At 38.1% G+C, this 23787-nt stretch carries 23 protein-coding genes, 1 tRNA gene and 1 pseudogene; 8 read left to right on the top strand and 17 right to left on the bottom strand.

What is annotated here, in order from left to right:
* Nucleotides 1-11: 11 nt before the first annotated feature.
* From VF675_RS05810 to VF675_RS05745, 14 genes and pseudogenes are all read right to left on the bottom strand, one after another.
* Nucleotides 12-482 carry an arsenate reductase ArsC gene (locus VF675_RS05810; RefSeq protein ID WP_440204922.1) on the bottom strand — a complete coding sequence of 157 codons (471 nt, stop codon included), beginning with the start codon at nucleotides 480-482 and terminating at the stop codon, nucleotides 12-14.
* A 6-nt stretch (nucleotides 483-488) separates the two neighbouring features.
* A complete protein-coding gene (locus tag VF675_RS05805; protein ID WP_440204921.1) occupies nucleotides 489-809 on the bottom strand; it encodes a metalloregulator ArsR/SmtB family transcription factor in 321 nt (106 codons plus the stop codon).
* A 195-nt stretch (nucleotides 810-1004) separates the two neighbouring features.
* Nucleotides 1005-1244, bottom strand: coding sequence for a thioredoxin family protein (locus VF675_RS05800; protein ID WP_004988479.1), 240 nt, complete (start codon nucleotides 1242-1244; stop codon nucleotides 1005-1007).
* An 18-nt stretch (nucleotides 1245-1262) separates the two neighbouring features.
* Nucleotides 1263-2233: pseudogene (locus tag VF675_RS05795) on the bottom strand (permease).
* Nucleotides 2234-2340: 107 nt separating this feature from the next.
* Nucleotides 2341-2775, bottom strand: coding sequence for an arsenate reductase (glutaredoxin) (gene arsC / locus VF675_RS05790; RefSeq protein ID WP_004988483.1), 435 nt, complete (start codon nucleotides 2773-2775; stop codon nucleotides 2341-2343).
* A 719-nt stretch (nucleotides 2776-3494) separates the two neighbouring features.
* The gene (locus tag VF675_RS05785; protein ID WP_180062075.1) at nucleotides 3495-4514 is read right to left on the bottom strand and encodes an Eco57I restriction-modification methylase domain-containing protein; all 1020 of its coding nucleotides are present in this window, start codon (nucleotides 4512-4514) and stop codon (nucleotides 3495-3497) included.
* The gene (locus tag VF675_RS05780) at nucleotides 4514-7771 is read right to left on the bottom strand and encodes a DEAD/DEAH box helicase family protein (protein WP_440204920.1); all 3258 of its coding nucleotides are present in this window, start codon (nucleotides 7769-7771) and stop codon (nucleotides 4514-4516) included. The genes VF675_RS05785 and VF675_RS05780 overlap by 1 nt, the downstream gene beginning before the upstream one ends.
* Complete coding sequence (locus VF675_RS05775; RefSeq protein ID WP_440204919.1) at nucleotides 7768-8679, bottom strand: restriction endonuclease; 912 nt, start codon at nucleotides 8677-8679, stop codon at nucleotides 7768-7770. The genes VF675_RS05780 and VF675_RS05775 overlap by 4 nt, the downstream gene beginning before the upstream one ends.
* Nucleotides 8680-9049: 370 nt before the next feature.
* Nucleotides 9050-9280, bottom strand: coding sequence for a helix-turn-helix transcriptional regulator (locus VF675_RS05770; protein WP_440204918.1), 231 nt, complete (start codon nucleotides 9278-9280; stop codon nucleotides 9050-9052).
* 79 nt (nucleotides 9281-9359) lie between these two features.
* Nucleotides 9360-10244, bottom strand: a complete 885-nt coding sequence (locus VF675_RS05765; RefSeq protein ID WP_440204917.1) for a recombination directionality factor — start codon at nucleotides 10242-10244, stop codon at nucleotides 9360-9362.
* Between the two features lie 194 nt (nucleotides 10245-10438).
* Nucleotides 10439-11497 carry a YqaJ viral recombinase family protein gene (locus VF675_RS05760; protein WP_440204916.1) on the bottom strand — a complete coding sequence of 353 codons (1059 nt, stop codon included), beginning with the start codon at nucleotides 11495-11497 and terminating at the stop codon, nucleotides 10439-10441.
* Nucleotides 11498-11694: 197 nt separating this feature from the next.
* Entirely contained in the window at nucleotides 11695-12729 is a 1035-nt protein-coding gene (locus tag VF675_RS05755) for a DUF932 domain-containing protein (protein WP_440204915.1), read from the bottom strand.
* A gap of 21 nt (nucleotides 12730-12750) precedes the next feature.
* The gene (locus VF675_RS05750) at nucleotides 12751-13029 is read right to left on the bottom strand and encodes a hypothetical protein (protein ID WP_395545892.1); all 279 of its coding nucleotides are present in this window, start codon (nucleotides 13027-13029) and stop codon (nucleotides 12751-12753) included.
* Between the two features lie 104 nt (nucleotides 13030-13133).
* Nucleotides 13134-14042, bottom strand: a complete 909-nt coding sequence (locus VF675_RS05745; RefSeq protein WP_440204914.1) for a YagK/YfjJ domain-containing protein — start codon at nucleotides 14040-14042, stop codon at nucleotides 13134-13136.
* 370 nt (nucleotides 14043-14412) lie between these two features.
* On the opposite strand from VF675_RS05745, the gene VF675_RS05740 reads away from it, so the two are divergent.
* Nucleotides 14413-15306: a hypothetical protein gene (locus VF675_RS05740; protein ID WP_440204913.1), complete on the top strand. Its 894-nt coding sequence runs from the start codon at nucleotides 14413-14415 to the stop codon at nucleotides 15304-15306.
* On the opposite strand, the gene VF675_RS05735 is transcribed toward VF675_RS05740, so the two are convergent.
* Together VF675_RS05735 and VF675_RS05730 are read right to left on the bottom strand one after the other, a co-directional pair.
* Complete coding sequence (locus tag VF675_RS05735; RefSeq protein WP_440204912.1) at nucleotides 15300-16538, bottom strand: tyrosine-type recombinase/integrase; 1239 nt, start codon at nucleotides 16536-16538, stop codon at nucleotides 15300-15302. The genes VF675_RS05740 and VF675_RS05735 overlap by 7 nt on opposite strands.
* A gap of 163 nt (nucleotides 16539-16701) precedes the next feature.
* A tRNA-Arg gene (locus VF675_RS05730) sits at nucleotides 16702-16777 on the bottom strand.
* 179 nt (nucleotides 16778-16956) lie between these two features.
* Between VF675_RS05730 and VF675_RS05725 the strand changes: the two genes are divergently transcribed.
* The 7 genes from VF675_RS05725 (at nucleotide 16957) to VF675_RS05695 (ending at nucleotide 23107) form a co-directional block, all read left to right on the top strand.
* Entirely contained in the window at nucleotides 16957-17892 is a 936-nt protein-coding gene (locus tag VF675_RS05725; RefSeq protein ID WP_004972815.1) for an ABC transporter ATP-binding protein, read from the top strand.
* A complete protein-coding gene (locus tag VF675_RS05720) occupies nucleotides 17889-18662 on the top strand; it encodes an ABC transporter permease (RefSeq protein WP_096902393.1) in 774 nt (257 codons plus the stop codon). Before VF675_RS05725 ends, VF675_RS05720 begins: the two co-directional genes overlap by 4 nt.
* Nucleotides 18662-19477 carry an NADPH-dependent 7-cyano-7-deazaguanine reductase QueF gene (gene queF, locus VF675_RS05715; RefSeq protein WP_416709505.1) on the top strand — a complete coding sequence of 272 codons (816 nt, stop codon included), beginning with the start codon at nucleotides 18662-18664 and terminating at the stop codon, nucleotides 19475-19477. Before VF675_RS05720 ends, queF begins: the two co-directional genes overlap by 1 nt.
* A gap of 18 nt (nucleotides 19478-19495) precedes the next feature.
* Nucleotides 19496-20146: a hypothetical protein gene (locus VF675_RS05710; RefSeq protein WP_070152374.1), complete on the top strand. Its 651-nt coding sequence runs from the start codon at nucleotides 19496-19498 to the stop codon at nucleotides 20144-20146.
* Between the two features lie 369 nt (nucleotides 20147-20515).
* Nucleotides 20516-21517, top strand: coding sequence for a lytic murein transglycosylase B (gene mltB, locus VF675_RS05705; RefSeq protein WP_096902392.1), 1002 nt, complete (start codon nucleotides 20516-20518; stop codon nucleotides 21515-21517).
* 294 nt (nucleotides 21518-21811) lie between these two features.
* Nucleotides 21812-22420 (top strand): septal ring lytic transglycosylase RlpA family protein, encoded by a 609-nt coding sequence (locus tag VF675_RS05700; RefSeq protein WP_004972798.1) that lies wholly within the window; start codon nucleotides 21812-21814, stop codon nucleotides 22418-22420.
* A gap of 231 nt (nucleotides 22421-22651) precedes the next feature.
* Nucleotides 22652-23107 (top strand): Mpo1 family 2-hydroxy fatty acid dioxygenase, encoded by a 456-nt coding sequence (locus VF675_RS05695; RefSeq protein WP_440204911.1) that lies wholly within the window; start codon nucleotides 22652-22654, stop codon nucleotides 23105-23107.
* A 34-nt stretch (nucleotides 23108-23141) separates the two neighbouring features.
* Here VF675_RS05695 and VF675_RS05690 read toward each other — a convergent pair whose 3' ends face one another.
* Nucleotides 23142-23663 carry a DUF3465 domain-containing protein gene (locus tag VF675_RS05690; protein ID WP_104852266.1) on the bottom strand — a complete coding sequence of 174 codons (522 nt, stop codon included), beginning with the start codon at nucleotides 23661-23663 and terminating at the stop codon, nucleotides 23142-23144.
* Nucleotides 23664-23787: the final 124 nt, after the last annotated feature.

Genomic DNA, 23787 nt, shown 5'->3' with positions numbered 1-23787 from the left:
GATCTGCTCGCTTAAAGATGGGAAATTTGATTAATTTCAGCAATAAGCTGAGGACGGCTCATGTGATGGGTATCTAATGCAAAAAGTGCATCTAAGCGTTTGTTGATATGTTCTACAGTACTTAAAAATGCCTGTAATTTTTCTTGTTCAGGCAAATCTAAATGTGATGGATCAGATAGACCCCAATGTGCTTTGATTGCTCCTCCTAAATACAACGGACAAGCTTCTTGTGCTGCCGCATCACACACGGTGATGACGACATCGGGCTGATACTGTTCACAGGCATCAATCGTTTTACTCGACAAACCTTCGGTAAACAAACCCAGGTTCTGTAAAGTCTGAATGGTTAACGGATGAACTTGGCCAGAAGGTTTACTTCCAGCGCTATAAGCTACCCAACCTTCAGGCGCTCGACTATTAAACAGAACTTCGGAAAGAATACTGCGACAACTGTTACCCGTGCACAGAAACAAAAATTTCATAAAAACTTACTCGCAATGGCTCTGAATCGATAGAGCTGAGGGATCAAATAACACGGGAACATTGCTACGTTTAAGTGTATTCAGAATTTCAAAGCACCATTCAGGTAGTTGTGGGTTAAGACTGTAATACACCCACTGCTTTTGCCGACGGTCATTCAGCAAACCACTTGATCTTAACAGGGCTAAATGCCGTGAAATTTTTGGTTGGCTTAACTGGAGTTTATCTGTCAAATCACAAACACATTGCTCTTCGTTTTCTACGATAAGCATGACAATACTGAGACGTGTTTCATCAGATAAACATTTAAAAAACTGAACGTGGTCCATAACTGCTCCCATTCTATTATGCAAATATACACATATCCATATATTCAGTAAAGAGTACTCATTATAACAGTATACCCATATCCGTATATGCTTGCCAGAAAGGGAAAAAATTAAAACTTCTTAACATCTCAAGACACAAATAAAAAAGACCCGTGGCTTATGCCACAGGTCTTTTTTACAGTTTTCCACATACACTTATTTATTTTTTTCAATCAACTCCACAATGGCTTGTGGTTCCAAAACTTTGCCACTTGAAACGATTTGATTATCTATGATCAGACCTGGCGTACTTAACAACCCTGTTTCAGCAATTTGCATCATATCAGTTACATATTCAATTTCTGCCTGAACACCCGTACTTTTTACAGCTTCTTCAGTTGCAGCCAATAAGGCTTTGCATTTACGACAACCTGTTCCTAAAACTTTAATTTGCATCTTTATTCTCCACACTTTTTATAAAAACCAATAACCCAAAGTATTCAGGCTATAACCAACAATCAAGATTCCCACAAAAACAATCCCTACAAACAGGCTCAATAAACGGGTTTTCACCACTTGTTTTAACAAGATTAGCGATGGCAGAGAAAGTGCGGTGACCGCCATCATAAACGCTAAAACCGTCCCCAAGCCAACGCCTTTAGTCACAAGTGCTTCTGCAATCGGCAAGGTGCCAAAGATATCCGCATACATTGGCATTCCGACAATCGTGGCAATCAGTACGGAATACCAGTGTTCCTGACCAAGTAAGGCGGTAATCCACTGCTCAGGAATCCAGTTATGAATTGCCGCACCAATCCCGACACCTATCAAGACATAAAGCCAGACCTTACTAAAAATGTCTGTCACCTGTTCCCAAGCAAATGTACGCCGCTCTTTTGCAGTCATGCTGAAATCTTCATCGTCACCTGAGATTGTTTGATGATGAGTCACAAATTCAGCCACATACTTTTCCATTTTCAAGTAGCTGATTAATGACCCGCCGATGACTGCCAGCACTAATCCAAGTAACACATAGACCAATGCAATTTTCCAGTAAAGATACTCGCCAATAAAATAATTGAAGCCAAGTCAACAAGTGGTGATGAAATCAGAAAGGAAAAAGTGACGCCTACCGGAAGTCCTGCACGGGTAAAACCAATAAACAACGGAATCGAAGAACATGAACAAAATGGCGTAATAGTACCGAGTAATGCCCCCATGATATTGGCTTTGATTCCTGTCATCCGACCTAAAATCAGCCGAGTACGTTCTGGAGGGAAATAGCTTTGAATATAAGATAATGTATAGATCAACACTGAAAGCAGAATAAAGATCTTGAATACATCATAAATAAAGAAATGGACACTACCACCCAACCGGGTTGCAACGGATAAACCAAATACATTTTCAACGAACCAGCGCACCCCATCCGAGAGCCAGGTCATTTTAAGTAGAACATCATTTAACCAAGCAAAAATTGCGACAATGTTCTCCATTTAGATCTCCTGCTCTACACTCATACAAAGTCCAACAGCGTTAGGGGTTTCACCTTTTATTTTAAGCGTCTGCCTTGCTCATCAATGATGACTTCACCATCTTCTTTAGCGAAAGCTTTTAATTGCGGCAAAGGTAGAATATCTAGCACTACTTCAGATGGGCGACATAAACGAGTGCCCAAATCTGTCACGACCAAAGGACGGTTAATCAGGATGGGATGTTCAAGCATAGCATCAAGCAATTGCTCATTTGTCCAGTTCGCATCGTCTAAATTAAGTTCAGTATAAGCATCTACATTTTTGCGTAACACATCACGAACACTTAAACCAGAGTCCTGAATCATTTTAATCAGCTGATCTTTTGATGGTGGCGTAATCAGATATTCAATTACTTCTGGTTCGATCCCCGTGTTGCGAATAAGCGCCAAAGTGTTACGAGACGTGCCACAGGCAGGATTATGGTAAATTTGAACTTTTGGCATTTGATCCATGAGTATAATCTCTTAAACAGACAGCTTTTTATATATGAATATTCAAATATACGCAATATGGAATATATGATTAACTACAAGTACCAATAAATAAGAAAATCTCCTGAATCAATCAAAAACCTCCCATTTAGGTATTTCTGAAACGGTGTCAATTAAATTAAGAAGCTAAAGCTTCTTTTCGGATTCTCAACTTACATTAGGAACATCCCTCATCTAACAAACTGAATATCTTAAGGACTTTTTTAATTGTATTTCTCTTAATAAAAGTCAATAAGTTGATAAGAGCGAAATTGAGGTGGTGGCAATTGAACTCACCCAATTTTTTTAATGAAATCTAGTTGTTAAAAAAATTTAAACTTTAGAATCTTACCCAATATTACCCACACAATAGAGAAGACTATGGCTAATGCCATAGTCTTCTCTATTTATTTTTAATTCGCTGATAATTTACTAGCTTAGACTGCTCAGGATCAAAAAACACTGTTTTAATTACTTATCCCTTCACATATTCTATAACTTCATTAATTAAATCAATTAAAAGTAACAGCCATTCTTTTGGTCTAATCGGTTTTTCAAATCAGTGAATATTCGACACAATTAAAATCATACTAAAAATAACTATGCGAAATTTTAGTAACCTATTCCTGTAAAAATTTTTCCGAATACCATACTACCCATTTAAGTAAAAGATATTGAAAATTAATCTGCTTTGAAATTAATTATTCCATTTGCTTTACATTTGTCTCAATAAAATCAATTTCATCTTGCGAAAGACCATATTTCACATAAAGCTGTTGATCAATTTCAGGAATTGATTGATTCCAATCAATATCTGAGTTTTCAGTAAAATCTTGCAAAGGAACCTTAGACCATGTTTCTTTTGACATGTTTTGAGTAATTTTCAAAACACCCAACATAGTACGTGCAAATTTAGTTTTTATATATTTTAGAGTATTAATAGCTTCTATTTCTGTCTCAAAACTTCCAATAGAAATAAAAGTTTCTGTAAATCCTATATATGGCTCACCTATAAAGGGATTACTAATTACTTCTCCCAACTTACCAGAACCACTTGCTTTAGGAATTACTACTTTAAATTTTTCAAAAGATTGTGGCGCTACTAAAAAATCTTTTCTAAACCATCTGTATGCACGCTCATTTGATATACGACCACAAATTTGTACATACTCAATTTCATTACAAGGCTTGTTTATAGTAAAAAATTCTGGAAATCTATCAAAAGCACTTGGCGCAATCCTACGGTCTGACGTCCTTTCCATTTCGTTGGGATATTGATTATATATTAAATCAGAATATCTGTATTGACCACGATTCGTAACAATAGAGTCAATTGTTTCAAATATTCTTTCCACAACTTTTTTAATAATAGATCTTAATGTTTCAGAACTTACAAATATTTCTATTTTTCCAAACTCATAATTATTATCTCGGTATAAGATAGCAACCCCGCCTTTAATTTCCGTAGTTGGAAAAATTTTCTGAGAAATCTGCTCAAAATGAATAACCTTTAAATGTTTATCATTCAACATTTTATTATTCCATTCCTCAGGCGTCTTTCCAGCCTTAAATAGAAATCGAGCAGGAGAAATTAAACAGTATTTATTACTAATTTTTTCAGCTAACTCATAAAAATGATGATAAATTGAACCATCACTAAAATTATCACCAACAGATTCTTCCTGATATGGAGGATTTCCAACAACAACATCAAATTTCATTATTTCTTCACTCCAAACAATTCATCACATTTAGCTGCAAAATCACCTTCCCCTTTTGCAAAAGGTGTCGTGTCTAAACAAACAATATGTGAATCATTAATATTTTTAGCCTGTTCATCAAAACCAAAGATAAAGTTACGAGCAATACGGTAAATAATCTCAGTTGGGGCAAAACCATAAATTTGGTTTTCCAAGATATGCTTTAAACGTTGCTGTGGATTTGGAATTTCATCCTCCAACCCCACATACAATCGTTTTACAATTTCTGTTAAATATAAACCTGATTTCACATACAAATCAGCAAAGGTTTTTTCAGAACTTTTAAATAAATTTGGAGATTCTGCCTGCAATTGATCCACCATCATTTTCACCACCTTTTTAGGTGTAAAAATTTGGTTGTTCTTTTGTGGTGGGATATAGTCAAAAATATCTTCGGTTTGCGTTTCATCAAAATAATTTGCTAATTCACGACGTTTTTTTAAAAACTCTTGTATCGAATGATTAAACACCATGGCATCAAAGAACTGATATGTATCCCTTAAGGTTCTAAACTGCTCTAGAGTAATTCCTGTTACTTCTTTAAATACCTTGTCTTGGATAGTACTATCAAAATTTTCTAAGGTCGTGCTCTCCTCTCCATACGCCATTAAAAATGAAGGAATTGTTCGAGCAAATCCACGTAAACGAGCACGAACATCATCTTCAACATGGTTTTTCTTTTTCTCTTCCGCTTTTTCAAGAATTACCTGTGTTGTTTGTTGGGCTAATTCCTGTGTCTTGGTTGCAACAGTTTGTTGAACCTCTTGTTTAGATTTCTCTTCGATTTGTTGTTTCTTCTCTTCATATTTAGCTTTTGCAGCTTCAACTTGAGCAACATTATTTTGAGATTGAGACACTACTTTTGCGCACTCAACTTCAGCTTCTTTCAGCTTAATCTCTGCATGTTTTTGTACAACTTCAACTTCACGAGCAATAACATTGGCTGATTGTTGAACCACTGCTTCAGCAACTTTTGCAGATAATCCCTGCTCTTTGGCAAGTTCTTTGACAGCATCTTGTGCATTATCCTTAAAAGCATTTGCGACTGTGCTAGCTAAATTCGGACTTGCCGTATTGGTAATATTTTCGACACTCGCTGTAACGTCAGCATACACTTTTTCACCAAAATGTGCTTCCGTTTTTGCAACCACGATTTCATGTGAAACAACAACATCACCTTCTTCATCTACTTGAACATCTTGTGTATTAATAGGTTCATCAGTCTGACGTGGCATAACCTTGCCTGTATCTACAGGATTGAGTTGCTCTAAAATTTCTCGTACCTCATGTGAAGCAAAAATACCCGACACATTTTGGAATAGGAGATTAGACATAAAGCCACGTTTAACAACCTCCTGTGCTTTTAGAGTTTTAGGTATCGTTAAAACTTGCTCAACATCTAACTCAACCATTTTCCCTGCATGATCTTCTGCAATAACAGGGAAAAAGTTGAGTAAAATTTTGATGTTATTCTTACGATCATCACTTGTACCACCACCATTCGTGGTTTGATTCGATAAATTATTTGCAAACTCATCGTAAATAATCAAAGTACGTTCAGGCGCAAAGTCAAATACATAGGCATTTTCTTTTTGCCTTACTTCTCCATCTACTGTATATGTCCATGGATTTTGTGCCCGAAATGCAGCTTGCATATATAAACTAGGTGATTTCATATTGGATAACATAAGTACAGCTGTCCACTCTGGAACAGTTACACCTGTGGTTAATTGCCCAACAGATAAGGTGATCGTTTTTTCTTTAGTCTTGATTGCTTCACGCACACGGTGAAGTGAATTTTGGTTGATGGTTTGGTCATCCTCATCACTATTACGCCCATCACCAGCAGCCAATATAATTTCGTAGTTCTCAAAGACTGGATGTTGCTTAAGTAACTTTTGTAAAGCTTTAGCACTTGCAACCCGATTTAACAACCAAAAGGTATGTTTTAATTCATCTCTTAATGCTTTAGTTGAAAATGGATACTTTTCATTGCGAGTAAGTGAATCTAACCATTTATTCACATCAGCTTCATGAACAAATTTACCTTTTTCATCCGTTTCAAAGAACTCATTAAGATCAAATGCAAAATCTATATTCTGACCATTGATATCAGCGCCTTTATTGACTGTATCGCTAATCATTTGACTCATTTGGTACGAGAACAAATTTAAGCGAGGTAGTTTTTCGTATGGGTTATTTTCCTCAGGATCATCCCATAGAGCCTTAGCTTGCTGCTCGTCACTATATGTCCAGTTATAGATTTCTTCCTCGGTAAATTTACCCGAGGCAACTGCTTTAAATGGTGTGCCTGAGAGATGCAATGTAAAATTACGATTGATGTTGTCAAATGCGATATCCGTTTTAAATGTATCTACACCTTCATGTGATTCATCAATAACCAATACATCCCACTCGTAATCTTTTACCCATGATAATTTATCGTAACTCCCACCAAATGAAATCGCCCCTTTTAAATCTTGCAAAGAAATAAAAGTAATAATACGTTTCTTGCCACTAGCTGTTTGGGCAAGAAATTCTTCACGAGTCAATACAGGTCTATCTTTCAAAGAATCACTTGTTGAGACAAAAGCAAAATCAGTTTGCCATTCAATAAAAGCTTCAAAATCATCAAACCATGAATTGGCAATTGTGGGACGATTCGTAACGATTAATACTTTCTTAGCATCGAGTTGATGCACAAAATCATACGTAGTTAGCGTCTTGCCAAAACGAGGCTTCGCATTCCAAAGAAATTCTCCTTTTGGATTATTTTTAGCATAAGCAAGAGTTTGCTCAACAGCTGCTTGCTGCTCTGCACGCAATTTATAGGTTAATATTTGATAACTTTGATCATATTTTCCATTTTTAAAATCTTTAAGATCTTCAAGTGCCTTTCCTGGTGAACCATTATAAAAAAACCATTCGGTAGACTCACGCTGTTCAATCTTTTTAAATGTACGCAGATAAGCATGAAATTGCTTATCTTTAAACCATTCATCTGAAATATTAAATTTTGCAGCTTCACTCCATAAAACTTCGTAATCTAGACTAGCGGTTTGAGTTTGTTGTTTAATACGGTCAACTACATTTTGTTTTTCCGTATAACCAATTTTTATCCAGCCTTCATTTTTAGCGTAGTTAGGGGTGATATAAGCATAGATTTGCGGATAAACTGTTTTAGTTGTTTTAATTTCCACTGATAGATTTGCTTTCATTTTACCCCCTTATCAAAAAATTCCATCTTTTGTTTATCCCAATTCATAATCTTCACACGCTTACCTGGATGCTTAATCCATTCTTCTTGTTCTCCTCCAAGAGGGAGATTCAATTGCTTAATTAGCTCAAATTTCTCTGATAAAGGAACAATATATTTTAGACCATCCATTTGAAATATATTATAACTAATTATTTCTGCAACATTTTTTAATAACCCTAAAGTCGGTTCATACCCCCATTTAGAAAAATAGTAATCTTTATAAGTATAAAGTAAATTTTCACGTGCTAATAACAGTGAGTCTCCATTCCACTCAAACCCATAACTCGATTTATAAGCTTCTTCAACAAGTCTCTGCCATTCTGCTTTATCATCTATTTCCCTATTAATTCGTTGCAATTTACGATCAACAAAACCTACACGCTCATGAAGTGAAATTTCTCTCCCTGTTTCCATGTCATAACGTGTAGCCATATAAGGGGCTTCACCGCAAGCTATTTCTAACCATTTGCGCTTCACATACGTTTCAATATCATCGTTTAAGTAATTTTGCTCAACCGCATCATTTTGCTTTTTAACAACCCATAAAGGCGTAAAAACTTCTGCTTTTGACTTAGTACGCAACTTCTGAAGCTCACGTGTTTTTAAAGCACGTGGTTTAATAATACCCCCCTTTTCCCCCGTAATGAGTTCTGGTTTAATTTGGGCAGAAGGATCATAATTTTGACCATAGCTATTGTAATTTTCATTCGCCCAAATAATATTTTTCTTCGATCTAGGCGTTGATAATGTTCGATCAATTAAGAGTATATCGAGAATTTCAGGGAGCTGGCGGCTCATTTCATTTTCTGAAATATCAGCCATGAACTTGTAATTATGATTGGAATTATCTGGACTTAATTTTTGCATAGAAATTAATCAAACGGGGGTATATCAACTTAAAAACATTGAATCACATCGCATTTTTTAATAATACGAAAAGCAATCTAAACGAATTGTATCAGCAAATAAGGGATAAATTATTGAGCTACTCTTCAATCCCTGTACTTTTCGACATACTACCATAACGCGAATGATCCGCTATCTTAAAATCATGGTCAGCTGTTTTAAACTGATGGTGGTCTCAAATCAAACCAAAACTCTGAGGACTGTTCAATTTCTTACTGATCATCCTAAAATCTTGCTATCAGATCTCCTTGTCTAGGCTGACCAAATGCCATGCTAAAAATCAAACTTTTTTATTAATAAACAAAAAAATAAGGGAGCAAAAGCTCCCCTCCTATTCACGGCTCGCCAACTTATTTTCAATCCATTGATGGATCTCATAAGCTGACCAACCGATACGGTTTTGAGTGATTTTGACTTTCTTTGGAAAGGTGGGATCGTAGTAGGGTGAATTCTCATCCATCATTTCATAGATGGTTGAACGTCCAACGCCAACTAACTCTACAACCTGCTTGATACTAATCAGTTGGTTCATCTGGAATATTTGTCCTACAAATGTACTCATGTTGTTTACTCCGATCTCATGATGTCGAGCAACTCGCTCATGAGATACGGCAATTCTGTAAGGTTTTACTCTGTCCGATTCAATTCAATGCAGTCACCGAACCCTTTAACCCCTGTTGAATATTAAAAGACTCATTTTGAACAACGGACTGCTGTTGTTCCTTTGTCTGATAAAACTCCTCTACTACATCCAATCCCTCCTCTAGATCCATTTCAAACTTCGCATTGGCAAAGCCCTGTCTTGCCATCTGATCGAGTGCCTCTTGATTAAATCCTGCCTGCTTACTTTGCTGATCAATCTCATGTGCTGTGTGAATCGCAGACTGCAAATCAACGCCTTCCCTCAATGTTAAATCCACGTAATACACAGGTTGACGATAACTCTGCGTTGTACTCTTGCCTCGTAACGTCAGTTGCAGTGGCAAGCACGAAAGCAAGCCATTCGAAGCTGCATGGTAGTAACTCAATCGTGCAGCCAAGGTACGTATGCTGTTAAAGCCTGTGGTTCTAAAGATGAATGTCCCAAATTCATCTGACTCATCTAAGTTCACATGCAAACGACCATAGGGCTTGCAATGCCCGCCCTGAGCCAAAGGACATAAATCAGGTGAAGGACACGGATGCTGTTCAACGCCTTCATTGGTTAAACGCTGACAGGTCTGACCATCACCCATACAGATAGGTCGTCCAGTCTGACGATCAAACAAGGTGTACTCTGCTCGCAGGTTCAGATCAGGATCATTAAAGATCATGCGTACAGGAATTGAACGGAGCTTCTGATTGGGTGAATTCGCTCGAAGCTGTTCATCTAATGGGTGCTTGACCCATCCATCTTTATTTTGGATTTGTGAGGTAATGGTGAATTGATCATCTTTCTCAGGTAGACGTTTACCATTCTTTTCCACGACTCGACCAATACTGATACGCCCAAGTGTAGGCGGTGTGATCGCTAAACCTTTGATCATGGTGATACTCCTATATTTAATTCCTTACAGATTTGGGTGCTTCTATGTAGGTCAGAACACGGACCAAATAAGTGACCCAAATGTTAAAAAGCTGAGTTTTAGCTGCAAAGATCGCGACCGATTTGCTCTCTACACATGATGTAGAGAGCGGGGAGCGATTTTTGTGCATTTTTGATGAAGTGAATGAGATGGGCTTAATCGATATAGATGTTGAAGCGACGACTGCCCTGTCTTTTTAGTGGATATTGTTCAATGAGATCAGGCTGATGTTTGAGTAGAGCTTTAGTATCTAAGCTGATACTGTCGTTGGCTTTCTTCCAAACCACAGAACCCCGACTAAACGTAGCACGCTCTGCATCCTTCATCATCATTTGGATTTGATGCTTGAGTTGATCAAAGCGTTCTTGCTTATGCTGAATCTCTTCTTTGAGTTTGATCAGCTTATCGAACATGAGGTTGGCTGTTTCATTCTGTGATAGATCTTCAACTGTGAGTGGCACATGGATTGGATACAACTGTTGAATGGCTTTGGCTGCCGATTCACTTGCATCTACTGAAGGTGGTGTATCCTTTTCCACACATTCCCAGAAGTAACGTTCTGCATTAATGATGTGCTCAATCACAGATTCAGAACGAGTGACTTTAAAGATTTTGGTTTCATGCCCACAAAGCAATACACACACATGGGCTGCCTGTTTTCCTGTCACCGCTAATTGGTGCTGTACCTGACAAAGTACATAGAGTGGTACACCATCACGCCACAGCTTCGCCCCATGCTCCCCTGCTGTTTTACATTCAAGGATCTGAACTTCATCACTTCCAACAACGGAATAATCTAAGTTTGCCAACATGAAATGCTTATCAGGATCAGGGTGCTGTAACACAGCATTGACTCGACGTACCTTATTATTGGTGTGCATGCTGTAATACTCAGCCACCAATGGTTCAAGTTGCTTGCCCCAATACAGTGGTGCAACACCTGTGCTTTCATCTTCAATGGACTGAGTTTGACGACCTGTTTTAATCAGCCACAGTTCTAGCATCGACATGTATGGGTTTAAGCCACACGCCGTTGCTGCATCACTACTACCAATGCCTTGTTTACGGACTTCAAGCCAATCTTGATACGCCATATCTTTGGTGCTGACTAAGCGTTTTGCAGAGTTAGCTCGCTTGGTTGTGGTTAATGGGTTTAATGCTGTTTGCACACCTGCCTGTACAGATTGATTAGAAATCGGTGCAATTTGATTCATGGTTCTATCCTTATAAATTTCAGTTTTTGTAAAAAAGAAGCGCATAAAAAAGCCATACCCGACACGAGGTCGGGTATGGCGATATGCATGCTGATTTAGTTTGTGGATTGTGAGTTGGAAGTAGAGAGAGTTACGTGTGTGCTGTATTCAGCGATTGTTGAGACTTGCGGGGTTAAGATTGCATGGGTTACATGAGCTTAGGCTATCAAAGATAAAGCCTGTTCTAGTCCACGTTGTTTAAGACCTGCGCCTGCACCAAACCATGCTGAATCGAGACGATGATCCGTACTCATGGCACGACGCTCATGATCAACGAATTCTGTGATCGAACACAGTAAGCCATAAGCTGTATCTTTAGCCGATGAAAGATTTGCTCCACGCCCTTGACCATTAAACATGTCAAGAGCTTTAGTCATGGCTCTTCCATTGGGTTCAGTTTTATTTTGCTGTGATGGATTGCTTGCCACCTGACGGTAGAACTGAATGATGTTCTCTTCAGGATCAGAAATTGACATTGTGCTATTGTTGAACACAGCATCAAAGTAAGCTTTGGCTTCCTGTTGACTGACTTTACGCTGCGAGAGCTGTTTCATTTCATACATGTGTTCATCCCATGCACGCACTGAAATACCCAATTGCTGCTTCACCTTCTCTGCATCGAACTTGGTGCTGTGCGGTACTTTGACTACACCTGAACTTGCAGTTGCACCTTTGAGGGCAATCGCAAGCGTGTTGTTACACACGACTCGAATACTCGTAAATTGTGCTGTTGTTGCTAAAGTGCCATCACATGCAGAAGCAAGCAGAATATAACCATTGCTAACATCCTTACCTCTTAATGCTGTACTTTGACCTGTACGTGCTAAAGCCCAGAACTTCTTACCGCCTTTCAACACACCTGCAGTTTCAAGCTCAAAGCCTGATTGTTCTGACAGATCACGGTAGAACTCCAAAATCTCTTTCGGTTGTACTTCCTGATAACGCTGACTGACCACAGATAACGGTGCATGGGTATCTGAACGATACAACACTCGCTGTTCTTCAAATGGCATGATAATGCTTTGACCACGCTCATTCTGAGCCATGTAACTGACATCAGATGATTCGATGCGCCAATCCATTCCAGCTTGCTGTGCCCAGACTTCCAGTGGTTGATTTGGACTGAGTTGATTCCCTAAGCCATGCCAAGGGGTTTCACCAACATAGGCGATTTGTTGAATTTGATGTGCCATCGATTTGATCTCCTAGCTGACTCAACGAAAGTTCTGCTGACATTGGTTGCAGTGGTAATAGGTCATGGTGACAGGCTTTTTCGGCTCATCAAACACACTGCTAAATAGACCACCAATCACTGCACCTGCTAATCCACCAAGTAATGGTGATACGGGTAAAGGTAAGCTCTTTGAGATGGACGCACCAATAGTGGCAAACGATGCTGAAGCAGCAAGACCTGATGATTCAGCTCCATTCACTTGTTGATTCACCACTTGGATGACTTGATCGGATAGGCAATACGGACAAGTTAAACTCATAATATACATCTCCAAAAATGACAAAGGCTTACCAATTGGCAAGCCCTGAAAGTTGAAATAACTTTGTTTTCATCTAGATGATGTATATCTGAGATTTAGTTCAATTAACGTCTTGAATGCTTTTGTCGTATTTGCCCTTTACCAAATGTTCTACGTCCCATAGGCTTAACACGTAAATATTGGTCAGTCCTTTTATCAGGATCAGTTAGGTAGCTTATTGATTCAATAAAGTTCTGCACCTGATCAGGGTGTTTACGATGGATTACCCCTATACCTAATCGACCTTGGTTCCTCAACTCGGTCACTCTTTCTCTGTTATAGCAGTTATAGCCTTGACCATAGTCACTGGTAATCTCTTTCCATAGTTTAATGATTTCATCACCCCAATAACGTGCATTAGGACTACGTTGAGCAGTGTCGTATATCACAGCTAAATGGCAATGATATCCCTTACTCTTGCCACCTTGTTCTAGTCCCCAAGCATAGCCAATCACATGTTTAAATATTCCATCCTTATTCTGAATTTTATTCACCAACTTATCTAAATCAAAATATAGATCGTCCACTTTAATTCTTCTTTGATACTCTTGTAGATAACCTATATCGACGCGTACTACTAATATTCTACTGCATCTATCAATCACATTTCGACAATAGTTTTCAAGCTCTCTTCTATTCTCTTTCTTCTGATTAATAATATCCTCATAATCATCTTCAAAAGATTGATAATACTCAAAAAACCACCTTCTAATCTCCTCAAAACCAATATCATCTAACTCATCAGATAATGATTCAAATCCAGAATCAATACTAATTAAATCAAAATACAAGACAATAAAAAATTTCACATAACCTGTGTAATCATAATCAGGATCGTATACATCATTAAAATCTAATAGTAAATCAGTTAATTCTTCATAGAAGCCACTCCACTCCGTTCTTCTACGTTTAAGACGTTTTAGGAAGTTTTCGATATCTAGAAAGAGTTGTGCTTGATTGATCTTATCGCTCATGTTTAAACCTTGTGTGTGTTAGTTACATAAGAGATAAGAAGTTAAGTAAATTTAAACCTTTACTGCAGTGAGAGTTGCTATTTGGAATAAGATAATATTAAAACCAAAAATGATTGAGCTTAGATTCCACTATGAAATCCATCTAAATCCGTCTTGACCTACTGCATTAGATCCAATGATTCATTGATAAAAGTCTAGAAGCTCAAAACTTTAAAAAGCTAGAATTAGCTGAATGAAAATCAAATTTTTCAGTATGATGTAAAAAAATACATGTTATAACAACTTTCCAGTTATTTTTTATCTTGCAAAATTACACCGAAATCACTAGGTTATATTTACGATAAATACTACGCAACTTACTACCAAGAACATGATTAAATTCCTCTCTAATCAGCATACAAACTTCAAATTATGCAGTGATTTTTTTCGAGAATTCAAAGATGAAGACCTAATTTGGACTACCCACTTATGGGTTGAAGATCAGCGTCTACCAACCACAGAATATTTAGATTTACTAAATAGAATTCATAACTTTGAAGAGCTTCAAGACTTCTTAACAAAAGCATTTGAAAAAACCAGAAAAGAGAATTTAGAAAGATTCATAGATCAATGCCAACGAAAAAAAATTCGATATATTGCTGCTCAGGATATTAATTTTCTTTCAAAAAACAATAGACTATGCTGGTTTATTATTAATCAATTAGAAAATGAATTTACTACACTTAAATTCAAACAATATCAATATAAAAACCCATATTTTCTATTGATATATTTAATTCAAATAGAACTCTTGGATAAAAAAATTAATATAGATGAATTTAGAGATTTTTATAAACTATTAGATTCTGATAAAAACCCAAAAAGAATATTAAAAAATTATATAAATGATTCAAACTTTATTAATTGGTCTCTGGATTATACTGAAACTCAATATTCAATAGAAACACACCCTGTTTTTCCAGCTGTCTCTATTAATGAAAAAATTGAAAAACTTTACGGTTATTGGGATCAACAATATTCAAACAATGAATATAAATATTTACATGACATAAACTTACTAAAAAAAGCATGGCAACAAAAACAATTCAGAGAAAAAGGTAGCCTTAAAAAACAGTATCACCTTCCTTTGACAAAAAAGACTAAATCACAACTCAAAACATTGGCTGAAAAAATGGATATTTCAGAAAGTAAAGTTTTAGAAAATTTAGTCCAAGAGGCCTTCGAAAAGGAAATGCTAGATGAAAAAGGAAAGGCTCTTTATTGAGCCTTTCCTTCTCCCTTTGCTAATTCATCCAAATAATCAGACCATGCTTGCATCATCACTGTACGCTCTTCTAAGTACTTTGTACGATTGTAAGCTCGTCCATGCATATCGCGAACCTGATGAGCGAGCTGTTGCTCTATACGCTCAATTGGAAATTTTAAAACTTCATCTAACAAAGTTCGGGCAGTTGCTCGGAATCCATGCCCTGTCGTTTCTCCATTTTCAAAGCCATATTGTTTCAAGCGCTTGTTAATAGTCGATTCACTGATAGTTTTGCTCTTATCCCGCATAGATACGAAACAATATTCTGTATGTCCCGTGATGCAATTCAATTCTTGGAACATCCTTAATACTTGATCGGATAAAGGGACAATATGCTGTAAAGCAGTCTGATTCTTAGTTTTTGGCGGTGTATAGCTCCATGTTTTATTTTCAAAATCTATATCAACCCACTTTGCTGCTCGCAGCTCCCCAGGACGCACAAATACATGCGGTAAGATTTTCACCGCATAATCAATAGCAATATCCCCACGCCCTACGTTCGCATTTATATTTCTAAGTAGCTGCCCTAACTGCTGCTCATCCGTAATTGCAGCCCTATGCTTGGTTTTCCCTACCTTTAAAATCCCGCTAATCTGATCAGCAACATTGAACTGACATAAACCCAACGCAATCGCATAACGAAAGACCTGCGATGCTTTACTTCGCATACGCTTTGCTGAATCAGTTTTGCCTTGTTTCTCATACAGACGGCACACTTCTAATATCTGCGATGGCGTAATACAGTCTATTGGATAATCACCAATTGCAGCATACAACTTACCCCAAACAAATTGATTCCTTCGCTGCGTACTAGGCTCTAACTCTTCAGTTTTGCGGTATTCATCTGCGATTAAAGCGAAAGTATTTTTACATGATTTAGCTTCTTCTTCATTTTTCTTCACAACCGCTGGATCTATATTTTGGGCGAGTAATTCCCGACATTCAGTTCTTTTTGCTCTCGCATTTAGCAGCGATACCTCTGGGTATGTTCCAAAAGAAATGCTATTACGTTTTTTAGTAATTGGGCGAGCATAATCCCATCTCCAATAGGAGTTACCATTTTTATCAATAATAAAAAATAATCCTTTACCATCGGCTAGTTTGATTTGAACCTTGGTTGATAACTTTTTATGTGAATTTACAGCTGAACGAATCTGTGTATCTGTCAGATTTACAATTACTTTTGGCATTTTTGCGGTAAGCCTTTGCAATAATTTTGAAATTACCGCAAAAATTACCGCAAAAAACTTAAATAACCTAAAACATGCTCGGACAGTCTCGGATAACAAGAATACGTAAGTTATTTATTTTTAATGATTTTCGTATTTAATCGGATGAGGTAAAACAAAGAAATGGTGCGCTCAGCGGGACTCGAACCCACGCCACAGGCTTCGGAGACCTGTACTCTATCCAGTTGAGCTATGAGCGCGCGCTGCACATCATAACAAAAAATTGCTGAAGGTAAAGCAACTATATATAAGTTACGTATTTTTATGCTTATGCTTTAAACAATGTTCCAAACTTGCAACATAGAATTCCATGTAACTTACTTGGTTTATTGACGCGGATCGCTCACAATAGTAGCTCTATTCCTCAAGTGAGAATTTCATGACTGATGCATTGACGTTAAGGGACGTGTCAAAGACCTATCGAAATGGTTTCCAAGCACTGAAAGGAATTAATTTGACCGTTCCTGAAGGCGAGTTTTATGCCCTACTTGGACCTAATGGTGCAGGTAAATCTACAACCATTAGCATCATCAGTTCTCTTACCAAAAAAACGGCAGGTACTGTCGAAATTTTTGGGCATAATCTAGATACCCAACCATCCCAAGCCAAGCAATGTTTAGGGGTAGTACCGCAAGAATTTAACTTTGGTCAGTTTGAAAAGACCTTTGATATTTTGGTCACACAAGCAGGCTATTACGGCATCCCTAACAAAGTTGCCGAACAACGTGCCGAAGAATATTTAGAAAAACTGGGTTTATGGGATAAACGTGCCACTCAAGCGCGAATGCTGTCTGGCGGTATGAAACGTCGTTTAATGATTGCACGTGCCATGATGCACGAGCCGAAACTGCTTATTTTGGATGAACCCACTGCAGGTGTAGATATTGAGCTGCGTCGTTCAATGTGGGATTTTTTAACAGAGATGAATGATAAAGGCACCTCAATCATTCTCACTACCCACTATTTAGAAGAAGCCGAAATGTTGTGTCGTCGTATCGCGATTATTGATCGTGGTGTGATTAAAGAAGACACTTCCATGAAAAACTTCTTAAACCAGTTAAGTGAAGAATCTTTTATTTTCGATTTAGCTGAACCGATTCAACCCATTCATTTAGATATTATTGGTGTACGTTTCAACTTAATTGATGCAGTGACCCTAGAAGTCACTATGGATAAAGCTCACACCTTAAATGATTTATTCCAACTTTTAGAAGCACAAGGCATTCGCGTGCGCAGTATGCGTAATAAGTCCAACCGTCTAGAAGAGTTATTTGTCAAAATGGTCGAAAAGAATTTAGATGGAGCTGCGCAATGAATTTTACCCAACTACGGATTGCACTCTATACCTTAGTGCATAAAGAAGTTCGTCGTTTTATGCGCATATGGCCTCAAACCTTGCTCCCGCCAGCCATCACCATGAGTTTGTACTTTGTGATTTTTGGTAATTTGGTCGGTTCGCGTATTGGTGAAATGGGCGGCTTTAGCTATATGCAATTTATTGTGCCCGGCTTAATTATGATGGCAGTCATTACCAACAGCTATGCCAACGTATCTTCAAGTTTTTTTAGTGCAAAATTCCAGAAAAGCATTGAAGAACTAATCATGAGCCCTGTACCTTTGCATGCCATTTTATGGGGCTATGTTTTGGGTGGTGTTAGTCGTGGCGTATTGGTCGGTATTATTGTCACCACCATGAGTCTATTCTTTACCGACCTTTATATTACCAATTGGTTTGTTACCATTTATACCGTATTAATTACGTCCTTTTTATTTTCATTAGGCGGTTTTATTAATGCTGTTTATGCCAAATCATTTGATGATATTTCTATTATTCCAACTTTTGTACTGACTCCACTGACTTATTTAGGTGGTGTATTCTATGCCATTAGTGCCTTAAGCCCTTTTTGGCAAAATCTCTCTTTAATTAACCCTGTGGTGTATATGGTTAATGCTTTCCGTTACGGCATTTTAGGACATAGTGATGTCAACGTGACGATTTCATTATCTGTGATTACACTATGCTGTGCTGTGCTTTATGGTATTGCCTATCATTTACTTTCTCGTGGTTCAGGAATGCGTGAATAATGAGTGTTGAACAATCTCTTCTTGGTAAAGACACCAATTATCCTACAGAATATCAACCCGATATTTTGTTCCCTATTTCACGTGCTGCTGCACGTGAAAAATATGCAGATATTGAGGGAATTCAACTCGGGCAAGACTGGTGGCACGTTTTTGAAATTTCGTGGTTGAATGCCGCAGGTGTTCCACAGGTTGCGATTGGTCGGATTACGCTACCTGCTTCATCACCTAACCTGATCGAATCAAAATCATTAAAGCTCTACTTTAATAGTATGAACTTTACTCGCTTTCAGTCTGAAGCCAATTTCATTGAAACTGTTGAGCATGATTTAACGGCTGCAGCACAAGCACCTGTTACGCTAACTTTATTTAAGGTTGATGATTTGGCAATTAGCCAACCTGAAGGTATTTGTATTGATCAGCTCACGCCTGAGCGTTTAGAGCAGCATCCTGACCCAAGTTTATTGCAATTCGATTTAGGACAAGCGGAAGATATAGAGGTACAACTTTTCTCACATTTATTACGCAGCAATTGTCCTGTCACAGGACAACCTGACTGGGGCACGGTTTTTATCCGTTATCAAGGCAAAAAACCTTGTTATCGCAGTATTTTGGCTTATATTATTTCTTATCGTCAGCATAATGGTTTCCATGAACAATGTGTGGAACAGATGTTTGCAGACATCTGGCAAAAATTCGCACCAGAAAAACTGATGGTATATGCAACCTATACACGTCGTGGTGGTTTAGACATTAACCCTTGCCGTGTATCGGACTTAACATGGATGCCTCGCCCTATTCGTTTAGCGCGACAATAACAACATTGAGGTTGAACAATGCCATTTTTTGGATTCATTCCATCTGCAGAATTATTAAATACGATTGAAACTGCACAACAGAAAAAAAATTCAAGTGAGCCGCTGTACCCACTGCGCGACAAAACCGCATTAATGATTAATGAAGAAATCATTGATGCCATTTTAACCGAGTTGGTACGTCGTTTTCCTGCCAGCGATAAACGCGACACTGCCGAAAAACTTGCGGGCTATGTCAAATCTACCGTTGCAGTACTCCTAAAACAATTATTAAGCAAAGCGCCAAATGATGTCGTGAAACAATCGATTGAATTTTCTGAGCGCAGTAGCTTTAAAGATGCAGCAGGCAATGCACGTGTAGGTGAAACGCTCGATGCAAGTTTAGTGACCAACCTGAAACACAACTATGCCGAAATTCAAGCAGGCAATGAAGTGAACAAAGCTGCTTTAACCGAACTATATAAACAGTTTGCAGAAGCGACGGTACGCCACTTTATGAGCGACTTTAACAAAACCCTCGATTTGGGCATGATTAAGCGTAAAGCAGCAGATATTGGCGCAGCAGCGGTAATTAAAGCTGTCCATATTGCGGTGGATAAAATCATCCCAAATTTAACCAAAGAGGAACTCTTGGTTTTAGCGGAATATCACGACACCTTATTCCATCATTAATATCAGTGGGTTTAACTCATAATGCGTTTTAAGCCCTTTTGTTGCATGTTAAGTGCAAAATGCCTGATTTTGATCAGGCATTTTTATATGCAATGCAATATCAGGATATGTCTGCAACTTTTGCACAATCAAGAATAACTTTTTGCACCTAGATTGAATTTTGTTACAAATCCTGCGCGCTTTTTACACATTCTTTGTCTATTTTTGTATAAGTTTTTGCAAACCAGTCACGCATGAATGCTATCTTAGCCGCTTACTTCGCTTTCGCAGTTTGGCCCCAATAGCGGCTTATTCTTCATATATAAGTAGCAACTTATTTACTGCATATAAATAAGTTGTGTAAATCATCAATTTGGAATTTTCCTCAATATGTTCAAACTTGATTTTTATAACAAACTAAAACGTCTTTCTTTACTCATTGGTGCATTTTCTATCACCAGTTTTTGTCAGGCCAATGATTTCCAAAATCATCCGTCTTATGCCAGTTTTAAACAAAAAACCATGCAGACCTATGGCTTGAGTGCAGCACAAGTCGATTGGGCGATGGAAGGCTCTAAAAACTTACCCAATATCATCAACATCATGAACCGCCCAGGCGAAAGTAAGCCTTGGTACGACTATAAAACCAATTTCCTTGCAGAAAGCACTATTCAGCGCGGTGTGCGCTTTAAACAACAATATGCAGACACGCTCAATCGTGCTGAACAGCAATTTGGTGTACCGCAATCCATTATTTTAGGGATTCTGGGTGTAGAAACAGGTTTTGGAAGCAATAAGGGCTCTTTTGTAACCCGTGATGCCCTTGCCACCTTAGGCTTTGGTTATGAACGTCGCGCAGAATACTTTAAAGATGAACTCGCAGCACTGATCGCATGGTCATATAAAGATGGTGTGCCAACTTCTTCAATTGTTGGTTCTTATGCAGGTGCTGTTGGTTATCCGCAGTTTATGCCTAGCAATATTCCAAAATTTGGGGTCGATTATGACGGCAACGGACATATTGATCTACGCAACTCGGCAGTCGATGCCATTGGCTCCATTGCAAACTACTTGGCACAACATGGCTGGCAGCGCAATCAACCCATTGCATTTGCTGCACGATATACAGGCAACAATCCTGACAGTGTCATTGCCAAAGATTTGACCCTGCCAACACCTTATGGGGTTTTAAAATCGCAAGGCGTGATGCCAATGAATCCAATTGTGCAAATAGATGACCTCGACTTGGTCAATGTCATTCAATTACAAGAAAATTATGGTCATATCTACTATATAACCTACCCAAATTTTCAGGTGATTACGACTTATAACCGTAGCCGTATGTATGCGACTGCACTGTGGTTATTGGGCACTGAAATTGCGAGTCGCTAAGTACAAATTTAAATATAAAACCAAAAAGTCAAGAAATATTTTTGACAATTTGATCACAAAACAAACTTTTTACATATAATGTTACAATATTGATTATTTTTTAATCAAATAGAGTTGGTTTTTGGTACTTTTTGTCATTATTTTCGTATAAAGACTAGACACCTTTAGTGAGGGATGAATATTATCCATTTCGTCAAATGTAGTCGAAAAAGTGAAATTACAGACAGGATTACCACTATTTCAATCAGTTAAGAGCGAAATAAGTTAAAAATTCTGTCTTCAGGAGTTCAAACCATGCATAGTTCACTTAAATACTTACTTGCACTTTCTGCAGCTGTTGCCCTAAGTCAGTCGCAAGCTGAAATGGTGCAATCATCATTCAACAATGATAATGAGTCATCTAGCCTAGCTGCGCGTGTACTCAACAAAGAAGCACAAAGTTTTAATTCACATTTCTCAAATTTGAATAGCCTTTCAATCACCGAACGTTCAGGCGACCAAATCCGTCGTCAAACGATTGCAGCGAAAATTGAAATTCCTGCTGAAGAGCCTTCAGTGATTGAAAAGTTAAATACAGTGGCATCGAACACTGTACGTAAATTTAGCCAAACAGGTATGGCATCTTGGTACGGTCGTCAATTCCACGGTCGTAAAACTGCAAGCGGTGAAACGTTCGACATGAACGCAATGACTGCTGCACACCGTAGCCTGCCGCTAAACTGCTATATTCGCGTAACCAATAAAAACAATGGTAAAAGCGTTGTAGTTAAAGTAAATGACCGTGGTCCATTCCATGGCAACCGTGTACTCGATCTTTCTTATGGCGCTGCAAAACAATTGGGCATCACCAATGCAGGTACTGCCAAAGTAAGCATTGAGCGTATTGACGGTCCAAACTCTTAAGATTCGCTTACACGACTTCACATTTGACTTGAAAGCCACAGCAATGTGGCTTTTTTAATGCCTGTAAGATTTACAGTCATCCCATGCATGTCTGCACAAAGATGATCCACACAAATTTTGTTGCCACTTCATTTTGAAAATATGAATACTGTTTTGACCGCCTCACTGTTCTCAGTTATATTTTAGACAGTCAAACAATAACAACGGATGATCGGTCTACAGGAGTAGCACATGAAGACAGTAAGCGAGTGGCTAGATGAATACAGCGAGAGCCATCAAAATAAAACCAATAAATTAATTCACTGGGTGTGCGTACCTACGATCTTTTTTTCGATTGTCGGCATCTTGGCGCATTTCAGCGCTTTACTAACAACATTACTTCTGGTGCTCAGTTTTATTTTTTATGCACGTTTAGACTTGGTTCTTGCAGTTGCAATGGCAGCATTAATGCTGGTAATGGCATGGCTGATTTATGTTTTGCCTGTTGGAATGGGTTTTTATATCGCAATTTTTGTTTTGGCGTGGATTGGGCAGTTTTATGGTCACAAAGTTGAAGGGAAAAAGCCTTCATTCTTCAAAGACCTCCAATTCCTTCTCATTGGCCCAATTTGGTGCATGGATGCCTATTTAGGTAAAATCGTACCCTCTTGGAAAACACGTCGTAAAAACAGCATTATGAGCATTTAAACGCTATATCCTATTTTCGTTATCGGAAGAACCGTTATTGATAGGTTCTTCCTTGATGTTTTAACCATCCGCCCACGTGTTTGTTTGCTGGATCATGATGCGTCCAGTGAATCACCCCACCCTTATCTGAGTATTCATATTCACCAAAAAACTCAACAGTATCACCTTTTGCAATATTGGTAATTCGTGGTGCAAGATCAATATTATGTGCAACCAATACAGTTTGCCCATTATTCAGTTTTAAAATAAATTTTTGATGACGTGAGCCTTCGTTGTCATCCGCTAACACTGCAATGACCTGCCCACTCGCACGGACTTGTAAATCGCTCTGTTTGCGCTCAAACGCACGTTCAATCAGCTGAACACCCTGAGCATCATCTTGCAGCGTATCTCGCTGTACGTCTAACTGCTCTTTTTCATCTTGTGATGTGCGAGCAGTGCTTGTAGTTGGCGCGCTTGATGTTTCAGACTGAAACTGTTGTAAATCTATGCCAAAAAATGCAGCAATTAACACCACAATAATTGCGCCAATGCTTAAATTCTTTTTATTTGCCATATAACCTCCTTGTTCTGATTCCACCCTATACGATTAAGTCAATTATTCGTAACATACTGATTTAAAATTAATATCTTTAATCTTCATCTCAATATTTATGCCACGATTGCATATTGCCAAAATC

It is taken from the genome of Acinetobacter sp. Lyrl_1 (assembly GCF_051948795.1).
Classification (GTDB): Bacteria; Pseudomonadota; Gammaproteobacteria; order Pseudomonadales; family Moraxellaceae; genus Acinetobacter; species Acinetobacter towneri.
This window is presented reverse-complemented; position numbering and strand designations above follow the sequence as displayed.

Bases quoted from the DNA above. Each gene is read 5' to 3' on its own strand.
- VF675_RS05810 (WP_440204922.1), bottom strand. From the start codon at position 482: ATGAAATTTTTGTTTCTGTGCACGGGTAACAGTTGTCGCAGTATTCTT.
- VF675_RS05805 (WP_440204921.1), bottom strand. From the start codon at position 809: ATGGACCACGTTCAGTTTTTTAAATGTTTATCTGATGAAACACGTCTC.
- VF675_RS05800 (WP_004988479.1), bottom strand. From the start codon at position 1,244: ATGCAAATTAAAGTTTTAGGAACAGGTTGTCGTAAATGCAAAGCCTTA.
- arsC (WP_004988483.1), bottom strand. From the start codon at position 2,775: ATGGATCAAATGCCAAAAGTTCAAATTTACCATAATCCTGCCTGTGGC.
- VF675_RS05785 (WP_180062075.1), bottom strand. From the start codon at position 4,514: ATGAAATTTGATGTTGTTGTTGGAAATCCTCCATATCAGGAAGAATCT.
- VF675_RS05780 (WP_440204920.1), bottom strand. From the start codon at position 7,771: ATGAAAGCAAATCTATCAGTGGAAATTAAAACAACTAAAACAGTTTAT.
- VF675_RS05775 (WP_440204919.1), bottom strand. From the start codon at position 8,679: ATGCAAAAATTAAGTCCAGATAATTCCAATCATAATTACAAGTTCATG.
- VF675_RS05770 (WP_440204918.1), bottom strand. From the start codon at position 9,280: ATGAGTACATTTGTAGGACAAATATTCCAGATGAACCAACTGATTAGT.
- VF675_RS05765 (WP_440204917.1), bottom strand. From the start codon at position 10,244: ATGATCAAAGGTTTAGCGATCACACCGCCTACACTTGGGCGTATCAGT.
- VF675_RS05760 (WP_440204916.1), bottom strand. From the start codon at position 11,497: ATGAATCAAATTGCACCGATTTCTAATCAATCTGTACAGGCAGGTGTG.
- VF675_RS05755 (WP_440204915.1), bottom strand. From the start codon at position 12,729: ATGGCACATCAAATTCAACAAATCGCCTATGTTGGTGAAACCCCTTGG.
- VF675_RS05750 (WP_395545892.1), bottom strand. From the start codon at position 13,029: ATGAGTTTAACTTGTCCGTATTGCCTATCCGATCAAGTCATCCAAGTG.
- VF675_RS05745 (WP_440204914.1), bottom strand. From the start codon at position 14,042: ATGAGCGATAAGATCAATCAAGCACAACTCTTTCTAGATATCGAAAAC.
- VF675_RS05740 (WP_440204913.1), top strand. From the start codon at position 14,413: ATGATTAAATTCCTCTCTAATCAGCATACAAACTTCAAATTATGCAGT.
- VF675_RS05735 (WP_440204912.1), bottom strand. From the start codon at position 16,538: ATGCCAAAAGTAATTGTAAATCTGACAGATACACAGATTCGTTCAGCT.
- VF675_RS05725 (WP_004972815.1), top strand. From the start codon at position 16,957: ATGACTGATGCATTGACGTTAAGGGACGTGTCAAAGACCTATCGAAAT.
- VF675_RS05720 (WP_096902393.1), top strand. From the start codon at position 17,889: ATGAATTTTACCCAACTACGGATTGCACTCTATACCTTAGTGCATAAA.
- queF (WP_416709505.1), top strand. From the start codon at position 18,662: ATGAGTGTTGAACAATCTCTTCTTGGTAAAGACACCAATTATCCTACA.
- VF675_RS05710 (WP_070152374.1), top strand. From the start codon at position 19,496: ATGCCATTTTTTGGATTCATTCCATCTGCAGAATTATTAAATACGATT.
- mltB (WP_096902392.1), top strand. From the start codon at position 20,516: ATGTTCAAACTTGATTTTTATAACAAACTAAAACGTCTTTCTTTACTC.
- VF675_RS05700 (WP_004972798.1), top strand. From the start codon at position 21,812: ATGCATAGTTCACTTAAATACTTACTTGCACTTTCTGCAGCTGTTGCC.
- VF675_RS05695 (WP_440204911.1), top strand. From the start codon at position 22,652: ATGAAGACAGTAAGCGAGTGGCTAGATGAATACAGCGAGAGCCATCAA.
- VF675_RS05690 (WP_104852266.1), bottom strand. From the start codon at position 23,663: ATGGCAAATAAAAAGAATTTAAGCATTGGCGCAATTATTGTGGTGTTA.